General features: G+C 57.1%; 18 protein-coding genes. 6 read left to right on the forward strand and 12 right to left on the reverse strand.

The window, feature by feature from the left end:
* Positions 1-122: 122 nt before the first annotated feature.
* Complete coding sequence (locus QP027_RS02115; RefSeq protein ID WP_284825619.1) at positions 123-3536, forward strand: pyruvate carboxylase; 3414 nt, start codon at positions 123-125, stop codon at positions 3534-3536.
* On the opposite strand, the gene QP027_RS02120 is transcribed toward QP027_RS02115, so the two are convergent.
* The 3 genes from QP027_RS02120 to QP027_RS02130 form a co-directional block, all read right to left on the reverse strand.
* Positions 3533-4006: a GNAT family N-acetyltransferase gene (locus QP027_RS02120; protein WP_284825621.1), complete on the reverse strand. Its 474-nt coding sequence runs from the start codon at positions 4004-4006 to the stop codon at positions 3533-3535. The genes QP027_RS02115 and QP027_RS02120 overlap by 4 nt on opposite strands.
* Before the next feature lie 23 nt (positions 4007-4029).
* Positions 4030-5802, reverse strand: coding sequence for an acetyl/propionyl/methylcrotonyl-CoA carboxylase subunit alpha (locus tag QP027_RS02125; RefSeq protein WP_284825623.1), 1773 nt, complete (start codon positions 5800-5802; stop codon positions 4030-4032).
* A 148-nt stretch (positions 5803-5950) separates the two neighbouring features.
* Positions 5951-6820 (reverse strand): sulfurtransferase, encoded by an 870-nt coding sequence (locus QP027_RS02130; protein ID WP_284825625.1) that lies wholly within the window; start codon positions 6818-6820, stop codon positions 5951-5953.
* A 237-nt stretch (positions 6821-7057) separates the two neighbouring features.
* On the opposite strand from QP027_RS02130, the gene QP027_RS02135 reads away from it, so the two are divergent.
* Positions 7058-8116 carry a Cj0069 family protein gene (locus QP027_RS02135; protein WP_284825627.1) on the forward strand — a complete coding sequence of 353 codons (1059 nt, stop codon included), beginning with the start codon at positions 7058-7060 and terminating at the stop codon, positions 8114-8116.
* A gap of 142 nt (positions 8117-8258) precedes the next feature.
* On the forward strand, positions 8259-8747 hold the full coding sequence (locus QP027_RS02140; RefSeq protein WP_284825629.1) for a DUF4282 domain-containing protein: 489 nt from the start codon (positions 8259-8261) through the stop codon (positions 8745-8747).
* On the opposite strand, the gene QP027_RS02145 is transcribed toward QP027_RS02140, so the two are convergent.
* From QP027_RS02145 to QP027_RS02165, 5 genes are read right to left on the reverse strand one after another with little or no spacing between them, the layout of a single operon-like run.
* Entirely contained in the window at positions 8744-9145 is a 402-nt protein-coding gene (locus tag QP027_RS02145) for a DUF3151 domain-containing protein (protein WP_284825631.1), read from the reverse strand. The two genes, QP027_RS02140 and QP027_RS02145, sit on opposite strands and share 4 nt — an antisense overlap.
* Before the next feature lie 9 nt (positions 9146-9154).
* Positions 9155-10246 carry a heparan-alpha-glucosaminide N-acetyltransferase domain-containing protein gene (locus QP027_RS02150; protein ID WP_284825633.1) on the reverse strand — a complete coding sequence of 364 codons (1092 nt, stop codon included), beginning with the start codon at positions 10244-10246 and terminating at the stop codon, positions 9155-9157.
* Positions 10247-10252: 6 nt separating this feature from the next.
* Positions 10253-10843: a Maf family protein gene (locus tag QP027_RS02155; RefSeq protein WP_284825635.1), complete on the reverse strand. Its 591-nt coding sequence runs from the start codon at positions 10841-10843 to the stop codon at positions 10253-10255.
* Positions 10843-11049: an acyl-CoA carboxylase subunit epsilon gene (locus QP027_RS02160; protein WP_284825638.1), complete on the reverse strand. Its 207-nt coding sequence runs from the start codon at positions 11047-11049 to the stop codon at positions 10843-10845. Before QP027_RS02160 ends, QP027_RS02155 begins: the two co-directional genes overlap by 1 nt.
* A 22-nt stretch (positions 11050-11071) precedes the next feature.
* A complete protein-coding gene (locus QP027_RS02165) occupies positions 11072-12499 on the reverse strand; it encodes an acyl-CoA carboxylase subunit beta (RefSeq protein ID WP_284825639.1) in 1428 nt (475 codons plus the stop codon).
* A 158-nt stretch (positions 12500-12657) separates the two neighbouring features.
* Here QP027_RS02165 and trpB point away from each other — a divergent pair, with 158 nt between their 5' ends.
* The gene (trpB, locus tag QP027_RS02170) at positions 12658-13992 is read left to right on the forward strand and encodes a tryptophan synthase subunit beta (RefSeq protein ID WP_284825641.1); all 1335 of its coding nucleotides are present in this window, start codon (positions 12658-12660) and stop codon (positions 13990-13992) included.
* 145 nt (positions 13993-14137) lie between these two features.
* On the opposite strand, the gene QP027_RS02175 is transcribed toward trpB, so the two are convergent.
* The 3 genes from QP027_RS02175 to QP027_RS02185 form a co-directional block, all read right to left on the reverse strand.
* Entirely contained in the window at positions 14138-15934 is a 1797-nt protein-coding gene (locus tag QP027_RS02175) for an RNA-directed DNA polymerase (RefSeq protein ID WP_284825642.1), read from the reverse strand.
* A gap of 429 nt (positions 15935-16363) precedes the next feature.
* Positions 16364-16816, reverse strand: a complete 453-nt coding sequence (locus QP027_RS02180) for a hypothetical protein (RefSeq protein WP_284825644.1) — start codon at positions 16814-16816, stop codon at positions 16364-16366.
* Positions 16817-16918: 102 nt separating this feature from the next.
* Positions 16919-17482: a hypothetical protein gene (locus QP027_RS02185; RefSeq protein WP_284825646.1), complete on the reverse strand. Its 564-nt coding sequence runs from the start codon at positions 17480-17482 to the stop codon at positions 16919-16921.
* A 165-nt stretch (positions 17483-17647) separates the two neighbouring features.
* On the opposite strand from QP027_RS02185, the gene QP027_RS02190 reads away from it, so the two are divergent.
* Entirely contained in the window at positions 17648-18481 is an 834-nt protein-coding gene (locus QP027_RS02190; RefSeq protein ID WP_284825647.1) for a DsbA family protein, read from the forward strand.
* Positions 18482-18579: 98 nt separating this feature from the next.
* Positions 18580-19398, forward strand: a complete 819-nt coding sequence (locus QP027_RS02195; protein ID WP_284825649.1) for a cytochrome c biogenesis CcdA family protein — start codon at positions 18580-18582, stop codon at positions 19396-19398.
* Here QP027_RS02195 and QP027_RS02200 read toward each other — a convergent pair.
* Positions 19395-20876: a trypsin-like serine protease gene (locus QP027_RS02200; protein ID WP_284825651.1), complete on the reverse strand. Its 1482-nt coding sequence runs from the start codon at positions 20874-20876 to the stop codon at positions 19395-19397. The two genes, QP027_RS02195 and QP027_RS02200, sit on opposite strands and share 4 nt — an antisense overlap.
* Positions 20877-21031: the final 155 nt, after the last annotated feature.

Genomic DNA, 21031 nt, shown 5'->3' on the forward strand with positions numbered 1-21031 from the left:
GTAAGGGGAATTGTGATTTGCCCTAGTGATGGCCCCCATTGCGGGCTTTATCACTCACTGCGTCCAGGTGAGATATACACTCACACTTAGGACATTTTTTGCAGTGAAAGGACACGCATCTCGTGGATACACAATTGCCTTCATTTAACAAGGTCCTCGTTGCCAACCGTGGTGAAATTGCGGTACGCGCGTTTCGCGCAGCATTCGAGACCGGAGCTCAAACCGTTGCAATCTTCCCAAAGGAAGACCGCAACTCTTTCCACCGGCCATTCGCGGATGAGGCAATCCGCATCGGTGTTGAAGGCCAGCCAGTCAAGGCTTACTTGGACATCAACGAGGTGATTCGCGCTGCAAAGAAGACCGGTGCTGATGCTGTGTATCCAGGCTACGGTTTCCTTTCTGAGCGTGCGGAACTTGCTCGTGCGTGCGATGAGAACGGCATCAAGTTCATCGGCCCTTCCGCTGCGACACTGGACTTAACCGGCGACAAGTCTGCGGCGGTTCAGGCGGCTGCAGAGGCAGGCCTTCCAGTTCTTCACGATTCTGAGCCTTCCACTGACCCGAAGGAAATTGCAGAATTTGCAAAGGACTTCCAGTTCCCAGTTTTCGTCAAGGCTGTTGCCGGCGGTGGCGGACGAGGCATGCGCTTCGTTCCTAAGCTGGAGGATATCGAGCAGCTTGCCGCTGAAGCGTCTCGCGAGGCGGAAGCCGCGTTCGGCGACGCTTCCGTATATGTCGAGCAAGCGGTAATCAACCCGCAGCACATCGAGGTTCAGATTCTTGCCGATTCTCAGGGCAATGTCATCCACCTTTTCGAGCGTGACTGCTCTTTGCAGCGCCGTCACCAAAAGGTTGTCGAGATCGCTCCTGCGCAGCACCTAAAGCCAGAGCTACGCGACCAGATCTGCCAGGATGCAGTGAACTTCTGTAAGCACATCAAGTACGAGGGCGCTGGCACCGTCGAATTTCTTGTCGACGAAAACGGCAACCACGTCTTCATCGAGATGAACCCTCGCGTGCAGGTGGAGCACACCGTTACGGAGGAGATCACTGGCGTTGACATCGTAAAGTCTCAGATCCACATCGCTGCTGGTGCATCGCTTGAACAGCTGGGCTTGAAGCAGGAGAACATCACAGTCACTGGCGCGGCGCTCCAGTGCCGTATTACTACCGAGGATCCAAACAACGGCTTCCGCCCAGACTCTGGCGTAATCACCGGCTATCGTTCTCCAGGCGGCGCTGGCGTGCGTCTTGACGGTTCCGTCGGCGTCGGCACCGAGATCACCCCGAACTTTGACTCCCTGTTGGTCAAGATGACCTGCCGTGGTGTGAATTTTGCTGAAGCAGTTGCCCGTGCGCAGCGCGCACTGAACGAGTTCAGCGTCTCCGGTGTGTCCACGAACATCGGTTTCCTCCGCGCACTGCTAGAAGAGGCAGACTTCCGCGAAAAGCGCATCGCAACCGGGTTTATCGCAGACCACATCCACCTGCTCGAAGCACCTCCTGCGACCGACGCTGCCGGCCGAATCCTGGACTACCTGGCGGATGTTACCGTCAATAAGCCAAATGGTGAGCGTCCAGCCACAGTTCGCCCCGCAGACAAGCTGCCGGAGTGGGAATACGACTCCATCCCACGGGGTTCCCGCGACGAGCTCCTTGAGGTAGGCCCAAAGAAATTCGCGGAGAACCTGCGTAACCAGACGAAACTCGGTGTTACTGAAACTACTTTCCGTGACGCGCACCAGTCCTTGCTTGCGACCCGTATCCGCACCAAGACCTTGTATGCGGCTGCGAAGCACGTTGGTTACCTGACTCCAGATCTGTTCTCTGTGGAGGCATGGGGCGGAGCAACCTACGATGTCGCAATGCGCTTCCTCCACGAAAACCCGTGGGAGCGATTGGACATCCTGCGCGAAGCGATGCCAAACGTCAACATTCAGATGCTGTTGCGCGGCCGCAACACCGTGGGATACACACCGTACCCAGAGTCAGTGACCACGGCTTTTGTCAAGGAAGCAGCAAGCTCCGGCATCGATATCTTCCGCATCTTCGATGCGCTTAACGACGTCTCCCAGATGCGACCAGCGATCGACGCTGTTTTGGAAACCAACACCACCGTGGCCGAGGTTGCGATGGCGTACTCCGGCAACCTGCTCGATCCGAACGAAGATCTGTACACGCTTGACTACTACCTGAAGCTCGCGGAAGAGATCGTCGACACCGGCGCCCACATCCTTGCGATCAAGGACATGGCTGGTCTGCTGCGCCCAGAGGCTGCACGCAAGCTGGTCACCGCGTTGCGCCAAGAGTTTGATCTTCCAGTACACGTACACACCCACGACACCGCTGGTGGCCAGCTGGCTACCTATGTGGCTGCTGCAGTCGCCGGAGCAGATGTGGTTGACGTTGCGTCGGCGCCGCTTGCTGGCACCACCTCCCAGCCATCGATGTCTGCGCTTGTGGCCGCGTTTGCCAACACCGACCGCGACACGGGTATCTCCGAGAAGGCAGTCGCCGACCTCGAGCCTTACTGGGAGGCAGTCCGCCAGGTTTATGCTCCATTCGAGTCTGGAATTCCTGGCCCAACCGGTCGCGTGTACCAACACGAGATCCCAGGTGGCCAGCTGTCCAACCTGCGCACTCAGGCGAAGGCGCTAGGCTTGGGCGATCGCTTCGAACTGGTAGAGGACTACTATGCAGCCGTTAACGAAATGCTCGGTCGCCCAACCAAGGTGACCCCATCCTCGAAGGTTGTTGGCGACCTCGCCCTGCACCTTGTCGGCGCAAACGTCGATCCGGCTGACTTTGCCAACGACCCGCAGAAGTACGACATCCCAGACTCCGTCATCGGATTCCTTCGTGGCGATCTTGGTACCCCTCCGGGAGGCTGGCCGCTGCTGCGCGACAAGGCACTTGCTGGTCGCGCCGAGGGATCGTCGATTATGGTTGATGTCCCAGAAGATACGGCAGAGGCGCTTACTTCTGAGGACCACGAAACTCGTCGTACAGCGCTGAACAAGCTGCTCTTCCCGAAGCAGTACGACGAATATCTGGAGCACCGCCGCAACTACGGCTACACCGACGCGCTCAGCGATTCGACCTTCTTCTACGGTCTGGAAGAAGGCGAAGAGTCCGTCGTCGTCTACGGCAACCCAGGCTCTGATACACCGCCACTGGTTGTGCGTCTTGATGCTGTGGGCGAGCCGGACGAAAAGGGTATGCGCCAGGTCGTTCTAACTGTCAATGGTCAGATCCGTCCGCTCAAGGTGCGCGACAACAACGCCGATTCCGTTGTCGCCGATGTTGAAAAGGCGGATTCCTCGAAGCCCGGTCAGGTGGCTGCACCGTTTGCTGGCGTGGTTAACGTCACCGTCAACCCGGGTGATGAGGTCAAGGCTGGCGACCCAGTAGCAACGATCGAAGCAATGAAGATGGAAGCGACGATTTCCGCAACCATCGACGGAACGATCGAACGTGTCGCGCTGGCTCAGGCGACGAAGGTTGAAGGCGGCGACCTGGTCGTCGTTATTGCCTAGAGGTTGTAACGCATCGCGCCGTCAACGTCTGCGACATCGGTAAAGCCGAACTTCTCGTAGACGTGGCGTGCGCGTGGGTTGTCAGCGGCAACGGAAAGCGCAAGAGCAGGGGCTCCTTGCGAGCGTCCGAGGTCCACGGCTGCGTCGAGAAGCAAGCGGGAGATACCTTTTCCAGCAAAGCGTGACTCGACTGCGATCGCGAGCTCAGGGATATCGGGGCCCAAATTCGCCCAGCCGAGGGCGTCTGGGCCTTCCCAGTATCGGAACCAGATGCCACCTGCGGGGATCCGGTTCTCGTCATAAACCACAAAACCACCGTCGCGGGTTGGATTCCAATCGTCGACGTAGCCGACGATGTCGCGAAGGTGGTAATCACTGACCGCACGACTTTCGTCGCCATAAACATCCGTGAGGAAGAAAAGGCGAGCAAAATACGTACGGTCAGATTCAGTTGCGGGAAGCAGTTGCATGCTTACCGACGATAGCGTCTGCCTTACTTAATCTCCATCAGCACAGCGCCCTTGTTCACCTGTCCGCCAGCTTCGGCAGCGAGGCCAGTAACGGTGCCAGACTTGTGAGCCTTGACAGGGTTTTCCATCTTCATCGCTTCCAAGACGACGACTACATCGCCTTCGTTGACCTCAGCGCCTTCTTCGACGTTGACTTTGATCACCGTGCCCTGCATTGGAGCCGCGATCGCGTCACCGGAAGCAGCAGACTTTGCTCCGCCGCCACCTCGACGCTTGCGCTTCTTCTTCGGGGCAGCTCCGCCGCCGAAGGTTAACGCAGCAGGAAGAGCGACCTCGATGCGACGCCCCGCAACCTCGACAACGAACTTCTTGTGTGGCTCATTCTCGTCATCCTCAGGAAGATCTGCAGGGTCGACAAACGGATCGATAGTGTTATTCCACTCCTCTTCGATCCACTTGGTATAGACGTCGAAGCCTTCCTCGGTGCCAACAAATGCTGGATCCTTCACGACCGCCTGGTGGAAAGGAATCACGGTTGGCATGCCTTCGACCTTGAACTCGGCGAGCGCGCGGCGGGAACGCTCCAGCGCCTCCTGTCGAGTTTCGCCGTAAACGATGAGCTTCGCCAGCATAGAGTCGAACTGACCACCAATCACGGAGCCCTGACGAACACCAGAATCGACGCGTACGCCGGGCCCAGCTGGCTCGGAGTACTCGACTACCGTGCCAGGAGCTGGCATGAAGTTTGCGCCTGCGTCCTCACCATTGATGCGGAACTCGAAGGCGTGGCCACGTGGTTCTGGATCCTCGGTGAAGCGAAGAACCTGACCTTCGGCGATACGGAACTGCTCGCGCACTAGGTCAATGCCCGCGGTGACCTCGGTGACTGGGTGTTCCACCTGGAGGCGGGTGTTGACCTCGAGGAAGGAAATCAGGCCATCGGCACCCACGAGGTACTCAACGGTACCTGCGCCGTAGTAGCCGGCTTCCTTGCAGATTTCCTTGGCGGACGAGTGGATGCGATCACGCTGTTCGTCGGTGAGGAATGGGGCAGGAGCCTCTTCCACAAGCTTTTGAAAACGACGTTGCAGGGAGCAGTCGCGTGTACCAGAAACGATGACGTTACCGTGTTGGTCTGCAAGAACCTGTGCCTCCACGTGGCGTGCCTTGTCAAGGTAGCGCTCAACGAAGCACTCGCCGCGACCGAAGGCTGCGACAGCCTCGCGTGTTGCGGACTCGAACAGCTCAGGGATTTCCTCGCGTGTGTAAGCGACCTTCATGCCGCGACCGCCACCACCGTATGCGGCTTTGATCGCGATAGGCAGGCCGTACTCGTCTGCAAATGCTACGACCTCGTCGGCGTTTGCCACTGGATCCTTGGTGCCCGGCGCCATCGGTGCGTTCGCCTTTTCTGCGATATGGCGTGCGGTGACCTTGTCGCCCAATGCTGCAATGGACTCAGGCGATGGGCCGATCCAAATAAGGTCGGCATCGATAACTCGCTGCGCGAACTCCGCGTTCTCGGCCAAGAATCCGTAACCAGGGTGGACAGCATCGGCACCGGACTTAGCCGCGGCATCGATGATCTTGTCGATGTCGAGGTAAGAGTCAGCAGAAGTAGCACCACCGAGGGCGAAGGCTTCGTCGGCAAGCTCAACAAACGGTGCGTCTGCGTCCGGCTCAGCGTATACGGCGACGGAGGCAATGCCCGCGTCTTGTGCCGCTCGGATGATGCGCACGGCGATCTCTCCGCGGTTGGCCACTAAGACCTTGGTGATCTTGTTATTCGTTGCCACTTAAATTAGTCCTCCAGATGTGAACGATTACGGGCATCATTGTTACACACCAAACGTGAGTAAACCGTCACGTTGTGATGTGTTAAGGATACTTCTAATTTTTTCCTAGGGGAAATTAAAAAGATTATCGGTGCGAAACACGAGATCGTTACGGCTTTTCGCCCTGTTTAATAGGCATCCGTACCATGTTTCCCCATTCCGACCAGCTGCCATCGTAGTTCACCACGTCTTTGAAACCGAGCATGTATTTCAGCACGAACCACGAGTGGGCGGAACGATCGCCAAGGTGGCAGTAAACAACGGTTTGCTGCGACGGATCAAGCTCGCCGTATGTTTCCGCGATCTCTGCCTTCGGGCGGAACCGCGCGTTGGGATACACAGAACCTCCCCACGGGATGTTAATCGCGCCCGGGATGTGGCCGTGGCGTAGGGCGGGCAACGCCTCCGCAGTAGTCGCCGGTGTGCCGGTGTACTCATCCTTTTCGCGTACGTCGACCAAGGTGCGTGAAGTCTTGGAGGCCTTGAGTTCGTCGACAAGCATGCGCAGCGTGGAATCGTCGCGTTCTACCGCGGGATAATCAGAAGGCGCAGGTTCTGGGACCGCGAACGACATGTCGCGCTCTTCGCCCATCCAAGCATCGCGACCACCGTCGAGGAGGCGTACATCGGGGTGGCCGAAGAGCTCGAAAACCCACAGGGTGTAAGCCGCCCACCAGTTAGACTTGTCGCCGTAGACAACGACGGTGTCGTCGCGGGAAATGCCACGGGCCTGCATGAGTTCTGCAAAGGCCTGGCCGTCGATGAAATCGCGGGTGACGGGATCGTTGAGGTCCTTGCGCCAGTCGATGCGCACAGCGCCGGGGATGTGGCCGATGTCGTAGAGAAACGCATCCTCGTCAGACTCCACCACCTTCAGTCCGGGGGTGCCTAGCCGGGCTGATAACCAAGAAGCCGAGACGAGCCGCTCCGGGTGGGAATACTCCTGAAACTGCGGATTGGGGTCGAATGGCACAGCCATTATGGCGGGGTCCTTTCCAAAATCTTGTGAGCTCTCATAAATCAGAGTACCCGTGATCGAAGTTACTCGGTGGACTGGATGTGAGATGTGTGCTTGGTAACTAAAAACTAGCTCATCCGGCGGAGAACATCGTTCAGCGTTAATGTTTCTTGAGGAGATGGCCATCGTGAAGGGTTTCCTCGATTGCGGCTGTTTCTCAAACTATTTGATACGAAATACCCATGGAAAGGGATGCACGTGCACAAGGCAATTGTCGTCTTCGAAGTTGAAGGCGGATCTGACAAGTACATCGACGGCCACCGTAAAGACACCATGCCAATCGTTAACTCGATCAAGGACGCTGGCTGGCACTCCGAGGTTGTTTACTTCCGTCCTGAGTGGGCAGAGGATTTATTCAAATACGTCTCCGAGAACTTTGATGGCTACATCTCCCGCGTTAACCCTGGCAACATCCCTGGTGGCGAGAAGGGCTACTTCGACCTACTGACCAAGCTGTCCGAGGCTGGCCTTGTCGGCATGTCCACCCCAGAAGAGATGCTTGCATACGGTGCAAAGGATGCACTGGTCAAGCTCAACGACACCGACCTGGTGCCAACCGACACCGCGGCATACTACGACGTTGAGACTTTCCACAACACCTTCCCAACCTCCCTTTCCTACGGCGAGCGCGTTCTGAAGCAGAACCGTGGCTCCACCGGTTCCGGTATCTGGCGCGTTCAGCTTGAAGACAAGGAGCTTGAGGCTTCTGTTGAGCCAGGCACCGCACTGCCACTGGACACCAAGATCCGCTGCACTGAGGCTGTTGACAACCACACCGAAATCCGCGAGCTCGGCGAGTTCATGGACTTCTGCGACCAGTACATCATCGGCGACAACGGCATGCTCGTTGACATGCGCTTCTGCCCACGCATCGTTGAGGGCGAGATCCGCATTCTTCTGGTTGGCCCACACCCAGTCTTCGTGGTTCACAAGAAGCCAGCAGAGGGTGGCGACAACTTCTCCGCAACCCTGTTCTCCGGCGCGAAGTACACCTACGACAAGCCAGAGGCATGGCAGGAGCTCATCGACATGTTCGCTGACGCTCGTCCAGTCATCGCTGAGAAGCTCGGTGGCGACAACATCCCACTGATCTGGACCGCAGACTTCATGCTCGCAGACGGCGAAAACGGCGAGGACACCTACGTTCTCGGCGAGATCAACTGCTCTTGCGTTGGCTTCACCTCCGAGCTCGACATGGGTATCCAGGAGCTCGTTGCTAAGGAAGCAATCGGCCGCATCGAGACCAAGAACGCGTAAGTCTCCTTCGACTTCAAGGGTTCGTCGATAAGCACTCGTGCTTGTCGACGAACCCTTTCGTCGTTAATGGACTGCGCAACCAACCGGGCTGGGTTATGCTTCCACTGTTTTCACGTAAGCGTCGGAAGTAGTAAGGAAATTCATGAGCTCCCCGTTTGATCCAAACAACCAGAACAACGAACAGCCACAGTCCGGATACGCGGGCTACTCCGGCTATGGACAGCAGCAGAACTACTCTGGGTACCAGGATCCGAACCAGGGATTCCAGCAGCCATTCCCGGCAGCCCCTGAGGCGAACAAGGCAGAAGCGAACACGGCCAACGGCTTCATGAGCGCCTTGTTCGACTTCTCCTTCACCCAGTTTGTCACCATCAAGTTTGCAAAGATCATCTACATCATTTTGATGGTGATCTTCGCTCTCACCTGGCTGGCTTGGATCCTGTCCTCCTTCGCAGCCTTCTCCGAAAGCGCGGGCTTGGGAATCGGCATGCTGCTGCTGACCATCATTGGTGGCGGCATCTTTTTCATCGTCAGCCTGGTTTACTCCCGCGTCATGCTGGAGTTTGTGATCTCCATGATCCGCACCGCGCAAAACACCGGCGAACTGGTGGAAGAATCCAGGAAGGCCTAAGCGCCTAGCAACGCAGCGACCGCTTCCGGATCGGCATCAGAGAGCATGCCCCGGCAGCGGTCGTACTCGTCTTGGTCGCCGATCGCCTGGGACGCAAGCGCAAGCAGTGCGATGGATTGGAGGACGCCTTGGTTCGGCTCGTGCCCGTAGGGGATCGGACCCCAGCCCTTCCAACCGTTGGCGCGAAGGCGATCGAGGGAACGGTGGTAGCCGGTGCGTGCGTACGCATAGGCGATGAGTTTATCGCCACCATCTAGCTCGTTCTTTGCGCGAGCCGCCCAGACAGACGGGGAATCTGGGTGGGCGAGGGCGGTGTCGTCGCTAAGCAAGTCCTTGCCCTGCGCCGGGTCGGCGGGGAGCTGAACTGGGGGAGGGGCAAGCATATCTTTCATTTCCATGTGCCCAGGCTACCCGGTAATGCGCAGGAGCTGTCGTTGCAGCATTTCCAGCGGACCGCGTTTGAAAAAGACCAGCCACGCCGGGGCAAAAAACAGCGGAACCAAAAGGTTTGGCCACGCGTACTCTGGCCACGAGATATGCGCTCCCATGAAGTTGATCATTCCGACTGCCATGATGTGCGCGGTGTAGATCGTCAGCGGCATGCGCCCCACGGCGCGCAGCGGGTAGGTAACTGTGTTCAGCGGGCCAAACGTGCAGACGAGAACCCCGATGCCGATCACGCACAGCGAGACGCCGATGGAGCCGATGAGTTCGGTGATCGAGCCCGAGTGGGGGACGTAGACCCAGAGGAAGCGGGAGTCGGCAAGGTTGGTGACTCCGTAGGCGGTGAAGGGATCGTCAAGAGCAGCAAGCTTGTCGACGAATCCTCGGTCACTGAGCGCCCACACATTGACCCAAAACGCTGCTGCGGCGAGGATTCCGCCAACTCCGATGAGGCCGTCCCAGGCGTATTTTGTGCGGATGAGAGCACGCCCAGCGGCCATGCCCGCGATGAACACCGGCGCGAGTGTGAGGACGGGGAAGTTGCCCGTGACGAAGAGAAGTTCGAGCGCGCGGCCAATTTCACCGTCGACCAGCATGGACCAAGTGGGAATTTCACCGAACTCGGCGGCGGGTTCCAAGTCTTGGCGAAGGACAAAGGAGAGCCAGGGTGCTACGAAAGTCGTGGCGGCGGCGACAACTGCAAGCAGCCATCCGGGCGCGCGGAAGAGCAACGGTGCCACAACGAGGTAGAGGGCGCCGTAGGTGGACAGAATCACGATGGGGCCGGTGTTCTCGGTGGTGATCGACAGTCCGAGGGCCATGATGAAAATGCCCCGGATGCCGAACTGGGCCAGTGACTGTTTGACGTTGCGGGTGCGTGACATCAGGATCACCGAAACACCCGCGAGAACGGTGAACAAAATGGTGGAACGGCCCTCGAATGCCTGCAGGAATTTATTGTCTGGATCCTGCTTGGCAAATGTGTGCATGATGAACATGCCCAGTATGGCGATGGCTCGGGCAAGGTCGATGCCGTCGAGCCGCTCTTGCTTCAAGGGAGGCTACCTCCAGAAATCGCTGGCAGAAAGTCCAAACGAGTAGAGAGCCCGGCGCAACAGCGGCAGTGACAGGCCGATCACGCTGGTTTGGTCGCCTTCGATCCTATCGATGAACCAGCCTCCGAGCGCCTCAAGAGTAAAAGCCCCCGCGCACTGGAGTGGTTCGCCTGATTGGGCATAGGCCACGATGTCTTTGTCGGAGACGTCACCGAAATGGATCGTGGTGGAGATCGTCTCTTCCACCCATTTTCCTTGGAAGCAGACTGCGTGACCGGTGAGCAGCTCGGCGGTTTTGCCGCGCTGCGTCTTCCACCGCTCGATGGTTGAGTCTACGGTCAGTGGCTTGCCTTGGAGCTTGCCGTCTAGCAGCAACATAGAGTCGCAGCCAACGACCACGTCGTCTGGGAACTGCTCAGCGACAACGGTCGCCTTGGCCCTAGCTAGGGCGCAGACGGTGGTGGCGGGGGATTCGTCGCTAAGCGTCTCCAGCAGCGCATCTTCGTCGATATGCGCGGGGTGCTGAATAGGGGTCACGCCGCCTGATTCCAAGATCATGCGGCGTGACGGAGACTGCGACGCTAAAACAAAGCGCATTAGTAGTAGGTCACCGAGGAGAACGCAGCTGGGTTGAAAACAGTGGGTGTGCTCAGGCGGGACTCAGGGCGGCCCCACATGTTGCGTTCGACGTGTGCGGGGCGCTTATTGGCCTCGGCGGTGAGCGACGACAGAACAGCGGTCAGCGCTGCGAGCTCGTCGTCGGAAGGGTTGCCTTTGAGCACCTTGAAAATCGGAGCGGTCATCAGATTTTTCTCCTTCGAGTTCTTACAGCGGGATATTACCGTGCTTCTTCGGACGTGGGTGCAGTACTTTACGTTCTAGCAGGCGAAGGCCCTCGGTGATGCTTGCGCGAGTGTTCGCCGGCTCGATCACAGCGTCGATGAGGCCACGCTCGGCAGCGATGTACGGGTTGATGTTTGCCTCGCCATACTCAGCGGCATCGGTTTCGAGCTTCGCAGCCGCGGTGTTGGCATCGGTGAGCGCGATTTGGGCGGTTGGCCACGCAAAAGCGAGGTCCGCACCGAGATCCTTGGAGCCCATCACGACGTACGCAGCACCAAGCGCCTTGCGGGTCACCACAGTGATGGTGCCTACCTGGGCTTCCGCGAAAGCGTACGCAAGCTTTGCGGCACTGGCCGGTGCGTCATCTGCAAAGCCAGGGGAGTCAACGAACTGCACGATTGGCAGGTTGAACGCATCAGCCATGCGGATAAAGCGCGCCGCCTTCTCAGCTGCGGCGGCGGTGAGCTGGCCGTTCATTGCGGTCGGCTGGTTGGCCACGACGGCCACCGAGCGACCCGAGATGTGGGCAAAGCCGGTCACGATATTTTTCGCCTGGTCGGCCTTGAGCTCGACCAGGTCGCCGTCGGTGACCTTGGCCAGGATGTCGTGAACGTTGTAGGCGGTCGAGTCGTCGTCAGGCATGAACTCGTCCAGGCCTGTTGCGTCGATGGTGTCGGGGACCTCGGCAAGTGGCGACTCCGCGAGGTTGTTCATCGGCAGGAAACCGATGAGCTTGCGGGTTGCTTCCACAGCTTCGGTGTCGCTTGGCGCGGTGATGTGAGCGAGATTGTCGGTGCTCTCGCCGCTAATGCTTACCGACGCCCCCTCGACCGCAATCGTGATGTCGGAGAGAGGGACGGTCAGCGCCGCGATGTCGGTCACTGCGCCAGTGACGATGGCTAGTTGTGGGATCAGGCCGGATGCCTCGGTCGCGGCGCGGAGGATCTTCGCATACATCGCCGCGGTGACGATGCCTTCCTGGATACGCGGGCCAGCCGAGTCGTAGATGCCGATGAGGGGAACGCCGGTCTTCGTTGCGAGGTCGTAGATCTTCAGGATTTTCTCTGCGTAGACCTCGCCGAGGGTACCGTCGAAGATCGTCGGGTCCTGGGAGAAAACACACACGCGACGACCATTGACCAGGCCGTAACCGGTGACGACACCGTCGGTGGCAGGCTTGGTGCGGTCCATGCCGAAAGTCTCGATGCGGTGGCGGGCCAGCGCATCGGTTTCGGTGAAGGTCTCCGGGTCGAGGAGCTGCAGTACGCGCTCGCGGGCGGTGGACTTACCTTCGGCGTGGGTTGCTTCCACGACTTCGCTGCCCAAGGGAGCCTGGGCCTCCGCTAGACGCTGGCGAAGATCCGCAAGCTTACCGGCGGTGGTAGTCAGGTCAGGTTTTGAAGCGCTCATAATCTCACAGTCTAGGACGAAATACTCCGGGCTTGGTATTTAGGGCACCAAGTAGCTGAGAATTATATCGGTAAAAGTCGAGAGAACGTTTCAGGATCACTAGTGCTGGCCGGGTATGGTTTATGTATTAATCCCGCCCGACCTTGGAAAGGTACAGAATGATCGAGAAACAACACCGCGATACCTTGTTGCCAGCATACTTTGGAGAGTTCGGCGGGCAGTATGTTCCGGAGCCGCTGTTCCCAGTGCTCGATGAGCTAGAAAAGGCATTCGTTGAGGCCCGCGAGGACAAGGAATTCTTGGACGAGCTCGCGCGATTGCAGGCGAAATTCCTGGGTCGCCCCACCCCGGTATACGAATGCGCGAACCTGCCTCGCGTGGGTACTTCGCGCATCTTCCTCAAACGTGAAGACCTTGCTCATGGCGGCGCGCACAAGGGCAACCAGGTCCTGGCGCAGGCACTGCTGGCCAAGCGTTTGGGCAAGAATCGTCTGATCGCGGAAACCGGCGCGGGCCAGCATGGAACGGCGACCGCGATGGTAGCAGCGTTGATGGATATGGAGTGCACCATTTATATGGGCGCCCAAGACGTTGCGCGCCAGCAGCCGAACGTGCGTCGCATGCGGCTGATGGGCGCGAAGGTAGTCCCCGTGACCAACGAGGCAGGCGGCTCCATGTCCAACGCCATCGACGTTGCGCTGGAGGACTGGGTTGGAAACATCGAGACCACGCATTATGTGCTGGGCTCGGCGTGTGGGCCGCACCCCTTCCCAACATTGGTCAAGGAGTTCCAGGCGGTGGTCTCGCGCGAGTCGCGCCAGCAGATGCTGGAAGACACAGGTCGTCTCCCTGACGCGGTAATCGCAGCCGTGGGTGGTGGTTCCAATGCTATCGGTGCATTTGCGGAGTACCTCAAGGACGAACCCGGCAACGCGGACGTGCAACTGATTGGCGTCGAGCCCGCCGGCGAGGGGTTGGATACCGACAAGCATGGCGCAGCATTGAACCATGGCAAGATCGGGCTGCTGCACGGCTCGCGTTCCTACGTAGTCACTGGACAAGATGGCGAGCAGTTGCCAGAGTCCTTCTCAGTGTCGGCTGGCTTGGATTACCCAGGTGTAGGCCCGGAGCATTCCTACCTGCGTGAGATTGGCCGCGCGGAGTACGTTGCTGTGACCGATGAGGATGCGCTGCAGGCGTTCCGGTTGTTGTCGCGCTACGAGGGCATCATCCCGGCGCTGGAGTCCTCCCACGCGTTGGCCTACGCACTGAAGCTCGCCGAGGTTGCCGATGGTGAGGAGCTCAACCTGCTGGTTAATCTCTCTGGCCGTGGCGACAAGGACTTGGACTACGTGTACAACATCCTGGGCGACTCGCTTTTCGACGACCCCGAGCAGGCGCCAGTCGGCGACATCCGTGTCAGCGAGGTGCTGAAATCGATGACGACTTCATCGAATGAGCGTGAGGCTGGGCACACTGTCGCGCATAAGTAGGGGTGGAATGTAAAAGGTGCCACCTTAACACTTATTTGAACAAATTAAGGTAGGCTTCGTCCTACTAACGAGTGGTTCGTCTGCCGGTTCGAATGTTGTGCTTCAAAGTTTCAATTCGTGGATAGTTCCGACAAGAGACTTCCAATTATGGAGCTAGAATCCTGAAATCGTTTTTCTCAAGTATATTGAACACTTTAGTCTCATAGGGTTCAAGATCGACCGCATGGAGCTCTTTGCGACGAAATAATTCGTAACGAATCGGCCAAGCCCAAGACCAGTCCTCTTTTCTCTCATCCGTGTAGGGATCGTCTCCAGAATACATTTCCTTTAGGATTCGAAGGATCTTTTGGGGCGGACAAGTCAGCTTCCTTTTCAAGCTGACTCGCTCAAAACAATCTAGAAAAGACAGTGCTACCAGAGGGGTAATCAACGATAAAAGAGTTAATCGCGTTGCTTCACCCCGGATGCATGAATTGGGCTCTCCGGAAGAATTATTGTTAAGCGAATTAGTTTCACTTGCATCGGAAGCTTTTTGATCTGCGGAGGGATCTAGGGAGTAAGTTGGCCCAGTCGGGAGGTCTGTACCCGTCGCCTGCGAAGTTGGACCGCTGGATTCTTCTACCTGCTCCATTAATTTTGATAACAGACAGCTTGGATCAATTCTGCAAAGTGAGAAGATATGTAGTAGCCAGCAAACAGTTTCGGTTGACCCAGTGCTTATGAAGTGCAGCGTGAGAAGATTAAAGTATGACGTTGATGGCCGATGGCCGTTGATTTCTCTCGCGAGCAATGCGTCCTTTTTTATCTCTTCTGCTATTCGTGAAGCAAGATCGGGGTGATCGCGGAGAAGATAGATCGCTTCGCGTACAAAGAGTCTCTTTTTGTTTTCTGACGATTCGGCCATTTCTCTAATAATTCGATCCCAGGAGTATTTCAGGATTGAATAACTTTTTTCTTGAATTGCCAGATGATGAAGATCGGCAACAAAGTGCTTGATATTCTTACTGGAAATCGATCCCAGACTCGTACTAAGAAAGGTGTTAGCCTTGGCATTTATTCCACCGGCAAGGTGCTCCCAAACTGGTTTTACCGATTGCTTTGTGTGGTTCAACGACAAGGAGTATTTTCGAAGAATTCTTGAAATTTCACCAACTAACTGGTCGATGTCCGTGGAACTCGGCGTGAGAATCTCGATGTCATCGACAAATCGTCTAAAATCTAATTCTTCGGCATCTTTCTTTTCCGAGAGAAACTTGTCTAGGTCGTTAAGTATGATTTCAGCGGCAATATTGGATGTAATCGGTCCGATGGCTACACCGTCAGTTCGCATGTTTCTGGAGTACTGGTATGCCTGGTCAACCAGAGCTCCAAGGTGTTTCTTTCCACTTTTGCGTTCTCCTTCAATCGCCCAATCGAGGGCATGGGTATAGATGGAAGGAAAGAAATTGGCAATATCCAGTTTCAATAAGATGGGGTTCTTAAAGCTCGATCGGCCATTCAAGAACGGAGAGCGGTTACCGTCGAGGGCCGAAAGCCAGCATTCTCCATCGTCGTCTGCGGGATATGTGAATCGAATGATTCGTTGAGTATTGCCCTTAAATTGCGGCCGAAGGGCAGATTCCTTTGTTGAGCATTTCTCTCGCAATAGATCCCACTTTTCAATGAGTGTATTGCCTAGAAACGCATAAGGTAACGGATGGGGCAGCTCCATGAACCTGATCTTTCCGTCGAATCGCACCGCCTGATACTCTGACGGTGCGAGTTTCGATGCTTTCATGCACTTTAGTGCAAGTAGATCATTGTGAAGCGAGGAATTATAGCTCGAAGTTGTCAGATTTGGCGGGAGAGCAGATTCCTTAGCAATAAAGTTAAGCCACTGAGTTTGAAAAATTGAAGTGAAGAGCATTGACTTTTCATGATTCAGAGAATTCTGAGAAACCATGCTATTCATTATTTGCTGGATTGCCTGAATGTGCAAGGGGGAAAGTGGTTCAATGATCTTGCACGTACTGGGCTAGGGGAAACAACCAGTCGATCGGCCTGCAAAATATAGGTTCAATTAACGATTAATATTTACGTCAATGGGCCGAGTAACCTTCAATTTTGGAGGCCTATTGCGGAGTAGTTCAATAGTCGCATGCCGTGCGATCAATTAGATTTCGAAACTCCAGTCAAAAGATACGACGTCAAGTTAATATTCGCCGAAAATGAAAATGATGACACTTGTTTAGGTTTTATAGGCCCTGCGATGACAGCGTCTTTGGTGGAGCGTGTCTGGGCGGTCTACGGTTGACGAGGTTGAGTAACCGTCGAGCAAGTAGCGGGTGAAGGGGCGGAAATGGCAGTCCATGAAATCTTTTTTTGGGGTACATCAATCAGCGGTGAAACCGAAGAGTTTGACAAGACGCTGAAACGTCGGCGGTGATGAATTTTGGCCACGTGACTCGAACGGCGGTGCGCCATTGCTGAAAGTCAGTCGGACTCTCCACGATTGGCCGTCCATGATGAATAGGTCGCTTTCGTAGGTGGGTGCCCACAATCCAGAGTGACACGCACCGAGGGTTTGGCGAGTGGTGATGTATGAGGGCGGCTTGTAGCTAGGGTCTAGTATCCACTCGGCTTCGCGCTCTACAGTGACCTTCTTGTCCTGAATGCTAAGCACGCCGAATTCGGACGTGCCGGGCATGCCGTGGAGGGTCAGGGTTACAGAATCGATGTACGGCAGCCGGTTCTTCCTGAACCGTTGTTTGGCTTCCTCTTGCTCAGAGGTTAGCAGTTCGAACGAGTCGGGGAACGGATCGTAGTCAGAAATGTTGTCTCGCATGTTCGCAGAGTACTGGGCGAGGTGGACATGGGCGCTCCTGTGTGCGAACGGATGTTCAGTCAGAGTGTGCTCACTGCAGGTCAGTGTTCAGCGGTCGGTGAACTACTCGATGAGGTTGAGGCGTCCGTGGTACCCCATTCGCTCGGTAGAGAATGATGCGCCGCGTCCGTCATTGCCGGGGTCATAGCAGGTTAAGGTTTGTCCGGCCGAATTCACGTAACACTCCAGGTTATAGGCCTGCTGGGTGACTGGGCTGTATGCGGTGATTTGTGCTCTGGGCAAAGCGGTGACGGACGGATTTGTCGTAACCGTCGTGTACTGTGCACTGATTGCCGAGTTGAAGATAGCCGCCGCGAACTCGCAGGAGGTGGAATCGTTCGCTCGGATGGAGTCCCCTTGGGAGGTCGTGCCACAATTGCCGCCTACCTGGCCCGCGTTAATGCTGTGTTGCGAGATGTCGACCGGTTCGACCACTGGGGCGGCCTGCGTTTCTTCGGTCGGAGTTTCTTCTTCGATGGTAGGAGTCTCCGGGTCCTGTGAAGCTTCAGACGTGGCGACGACGGTGGAAGTGACCGTCACCGGAGCGCTGGAAGTATTCGCACTCGAGCATGCGGACAGGGCGAGACAGGAAACTGCGATGACAAGGCGGAGTGTGTGACGGCGCACGGGAGGTTCCTTTAGGACAAGGGCAACAGAATTAACTTGCAGCTTCAACTATAGGTGGGTGTGGCCTAGATATGGCGGGATTGGGGATTTTGCTTTCCGGCTTTTCTAAACTGAATTTATTGATACCCTGAGTGGCATCATTTAAATTCCTAAGAAAGATCCGAGATGACCTCCTCGTCGCCAAAGCAATCCGTACTTGCAGCCGTTCCCAAGACCACATGGATCTTCGTGGCGGTCATCGCGATCATGGCGCTGGTGATCGGTTTCCTCATCGCCGATCGCAAGGAGGAACCGGTGCCGGTGACGAAGGTGGCGGCGCCTTCGTCGACAAGCAACGAGGCGGAACCGGGAACCGACTTTACGGTGCCAGCGGCGGGGGAGGGCGACGCGTTTATGTTCGGTCCGCGCGAGGAAATTACGTCGGATACGGATATAGATAAGGTGTACCGTCGCAACTCGGCAGACCCGTTTGCGATCGGCGCTGTCGATGCGCCGGTGGTAATCGCGGAGTTTTCTGACTTCGAGTGTCCGTTCTGTTCACGCCACACGAATCAGACGCACCCCGAGCTGATTGAAAAGTATGTCGACACCGGTTTGGTGCGCATCGAGTGGAACGACATGCCGATCAATGGTCCGAACTCCGAGAAAGCGGCGGCGGCCGGGCGCGCGGCGGCTGCGCAAGGAAAATTCCAGGAGTTCAAGCAGGCACTGTTCGGGGCGAGCGAAGGGGAAGAGGGACACCCTGGGTATGAAATCGAGAATTTCGTCGATTTTGCTCGCCAGGCTGGGGTGCCGGATCTTGCGCGGTTTGAGCAGGAGGTCACCAACGGCACCTACACTGAGGCCGTGACAGAAGCGCGAAACTATGGAGCCCAGATCGGGGTCAATGGCACGCCGGGGTTCTTCGTCGGTAAGGGCTTTGTCGCAGGTGCTCAACCCATCGAGATTTTCGACGAGGCGATTCAGGACGCACTGACGGACAATTATGGCAATGAATAACCCAGACTCGCACTGGCTGGTATGGCTTTTTATTGTGTTGGTGATTGTGACCGCCTTCCTGCTCGGGCTGGCTCTGGGCGGGGTATAAGGAGGGCGTTATGATTTCCATCGGTGTCTTTGGTGCCTTTGTCGCCGGTATTTTGTCTTTGATTAGTCCGTGTTCCGCGTTGTTGGTGCCGGCGTTCTTTGCATATGCGTTTGCGTCGGTTCGCCAGTTGGTGACCAAAACGTTCGTGTTCTTCCTCGGCCTCTGTGCGACACTTGTACCACTGGGCACTGGTGCCGGTGGCTTGGGGCAGATTTTTACCATGCACCGCGAGACCGTGATCCTAGTCGGCGGGTGGATCATCATCGCGCTGGGTATCTACGCATTTTTCGGCGGCGGGTTCCAAGTCCCGGGGCTGGCCCGCTTGAATTCACGAGTCCGCGGTCAAGGATACCTAGCCGTTTTCGCCTTGGGCGCGGTCTATGGCTTCGCGGGTTTCTGCGCTGGGCCACTCCTGGGCGCGGTGCTTACCACCGCAGCGGTGTCGGGGTCCGCGGTGTACGGCGCTTTGATCATGGCGGTATACGCAGCGGGGATGGCGGTGCCGCTTTTCGTTCTCGCACTTTTCTGGGATCGTTTCGACCTCGGTTCAAAGTCGTGGCTGCGCGGGCGGGAAGTGCGACTCGGTCGCTTCACGACGAACACCTTGTCCATGATTTCCGGCGCTTTGTTCGTACTGATCGGCGTGTTGTTTATTACCTCGCACGGCACGGGGGCGCTGCCCACGCTTCTGGATGCCGACGCGCAGTACAGCATCCAGACGTGGGCCTACAACGCTTCGAAGCAGATCAGCGATGCGTGGGTGTGGTTCGGAGTGTCATTGGCGGCGACGGTGACTGTTGGGGTGAAAGCGGCCCGGACGCGGGTCTAGCCGCGCTTGCGGTAAAACGGCACGGCGACGATCACCATCACGGCAAACGCGATCAGTGCGTACCACCAGGGCACGTCGGTGATGGCGTCGGCCCCGTCGGCGGAGGCGAACAGCGCCGAGTCCACTTCGTCGTTGCTGATTAGTTCGCGGGCCCATTCGGCCTGGGAGGCAACAGGGGAGTAGGCGACGGAGTTGCTGGACTCTTCATTGCCGCCGCCAAGGGCAACGGAGGCGACACCGGCAATTTTGCCATCAACGAACAATGGACCTCCGGAGTCGCCTGGTTGGGAAGTGGCATTGTTTTTCAAAGTGGTAAGTAGCGTGCTGTCGCCGTCGTACAGGGAGAAATCGGCCACCTCGTCGATTGTGAATTCCGCCTGCGGGAGCGTTCCTTCGCCTCCCATGCCAGAAGACGACCAACCGTAAGTGGTACCGCTGCCTTGGGAGGGGACGTCGTCGGAAAGCTGAGGGTAACCGCTTGTGTTGATGGGCTCGGTTGTGTGGAGGAGTGCGAAGTCGCCGTGCGGCGCGGGGACGGCGCCATCGAACTCGTAATCAGATTCGGACCCGTCGTTACCTAGGGTGAGGATGCCGGAGGTATCGGAGAGTCCATCGATGCAATGGCGGGCTGTGATCGCCCACCTGTCGGCAACCATGGTCCCTGTGCAGTCGGGTTCGTCCGCTGGGCTTTCATTGAAATAGATCCTGGCGACAGTTTCCAGCGCCTGCGGGTCGGTGGTTGGAGTTGCGTTATCCAAAGCGTAAGCGGGTGTGGGCAGAAGGGTGAGGGCTGCAGTGGCGAGGGATGCGGGCGACTTGGGTCGACCGAGAGTCGCGAGCCTATGCATGAGCCATTCCGCGGGCCCGCGTCGAAGACCAGTGAGTTTCCACGCCATCGCAAAGGCAAGCCCAACAAAAATGCTCGTGAGGGCAGCGTTGGGCAGGACGGGCTGCGACGGCTGATTCAGCATGGTTCCTGCGCTAAGAACGTGCAGGATATACATGGTAAGGCTCATCGATCCGAAAGCCTGCAGCGGGGCAAGGGCTAGGGCAAGTGGTTTCGAGCGGGTCAGCACTAAGCAAGCGGCGATCGTTGCAATTGACGACGAGCTCGTGGCCAGGAAATCAATCGCACCACCAGAATGAGGTGAAGGATCGAGGAATCCAGACGTCGCTAGTGTTTCGTTTCCACGGGCGATGACACCGAACACCACGGTGGCGAACCCGACGATGAGCGCGATTATCTGGGTGCGTTCATTGTTAAGGAGTGTTTGGCCTGCGATGAAGCCGATCAGCATATACGCAGTCCACGTGAGCAGCGGGTAAGGGCCATCGACGAACATGAGCCACAGCGCCCACGCCTCGGCGTTGGCCGCGTAGGCGTGGACTGCCATTCCAGTGATTGCCAGGAGAACTGTGAGAACGGCTTGGGCGCGCAGCGACCAACGGGGAGCGCGGTGCAGAAGTAAGAAGCTCACGCCCATCGTCTGGAGCACGACTTGGATCGCTCCGGAGAACGGGTTGAGCGCGAATCCGAGAACGATCAGTACAACGCCACGAATCGCGATGTTGCGTGGCGACTCGATGAATCCAGGACTGACTCCGGCGAGAACAGCGAAAAGTGCAGCTGGCA

The sequence above is a fragment of the Corynebacterium breve genome, assembly GCF_030252165.1.
Classification (GTDB): domain Bacteria; phylum Actinomycetota; class Actinomycetes; order Mycobacteriales; family Mycobacteriaceae; genus Corynebacterium; species Corynebacterium breve.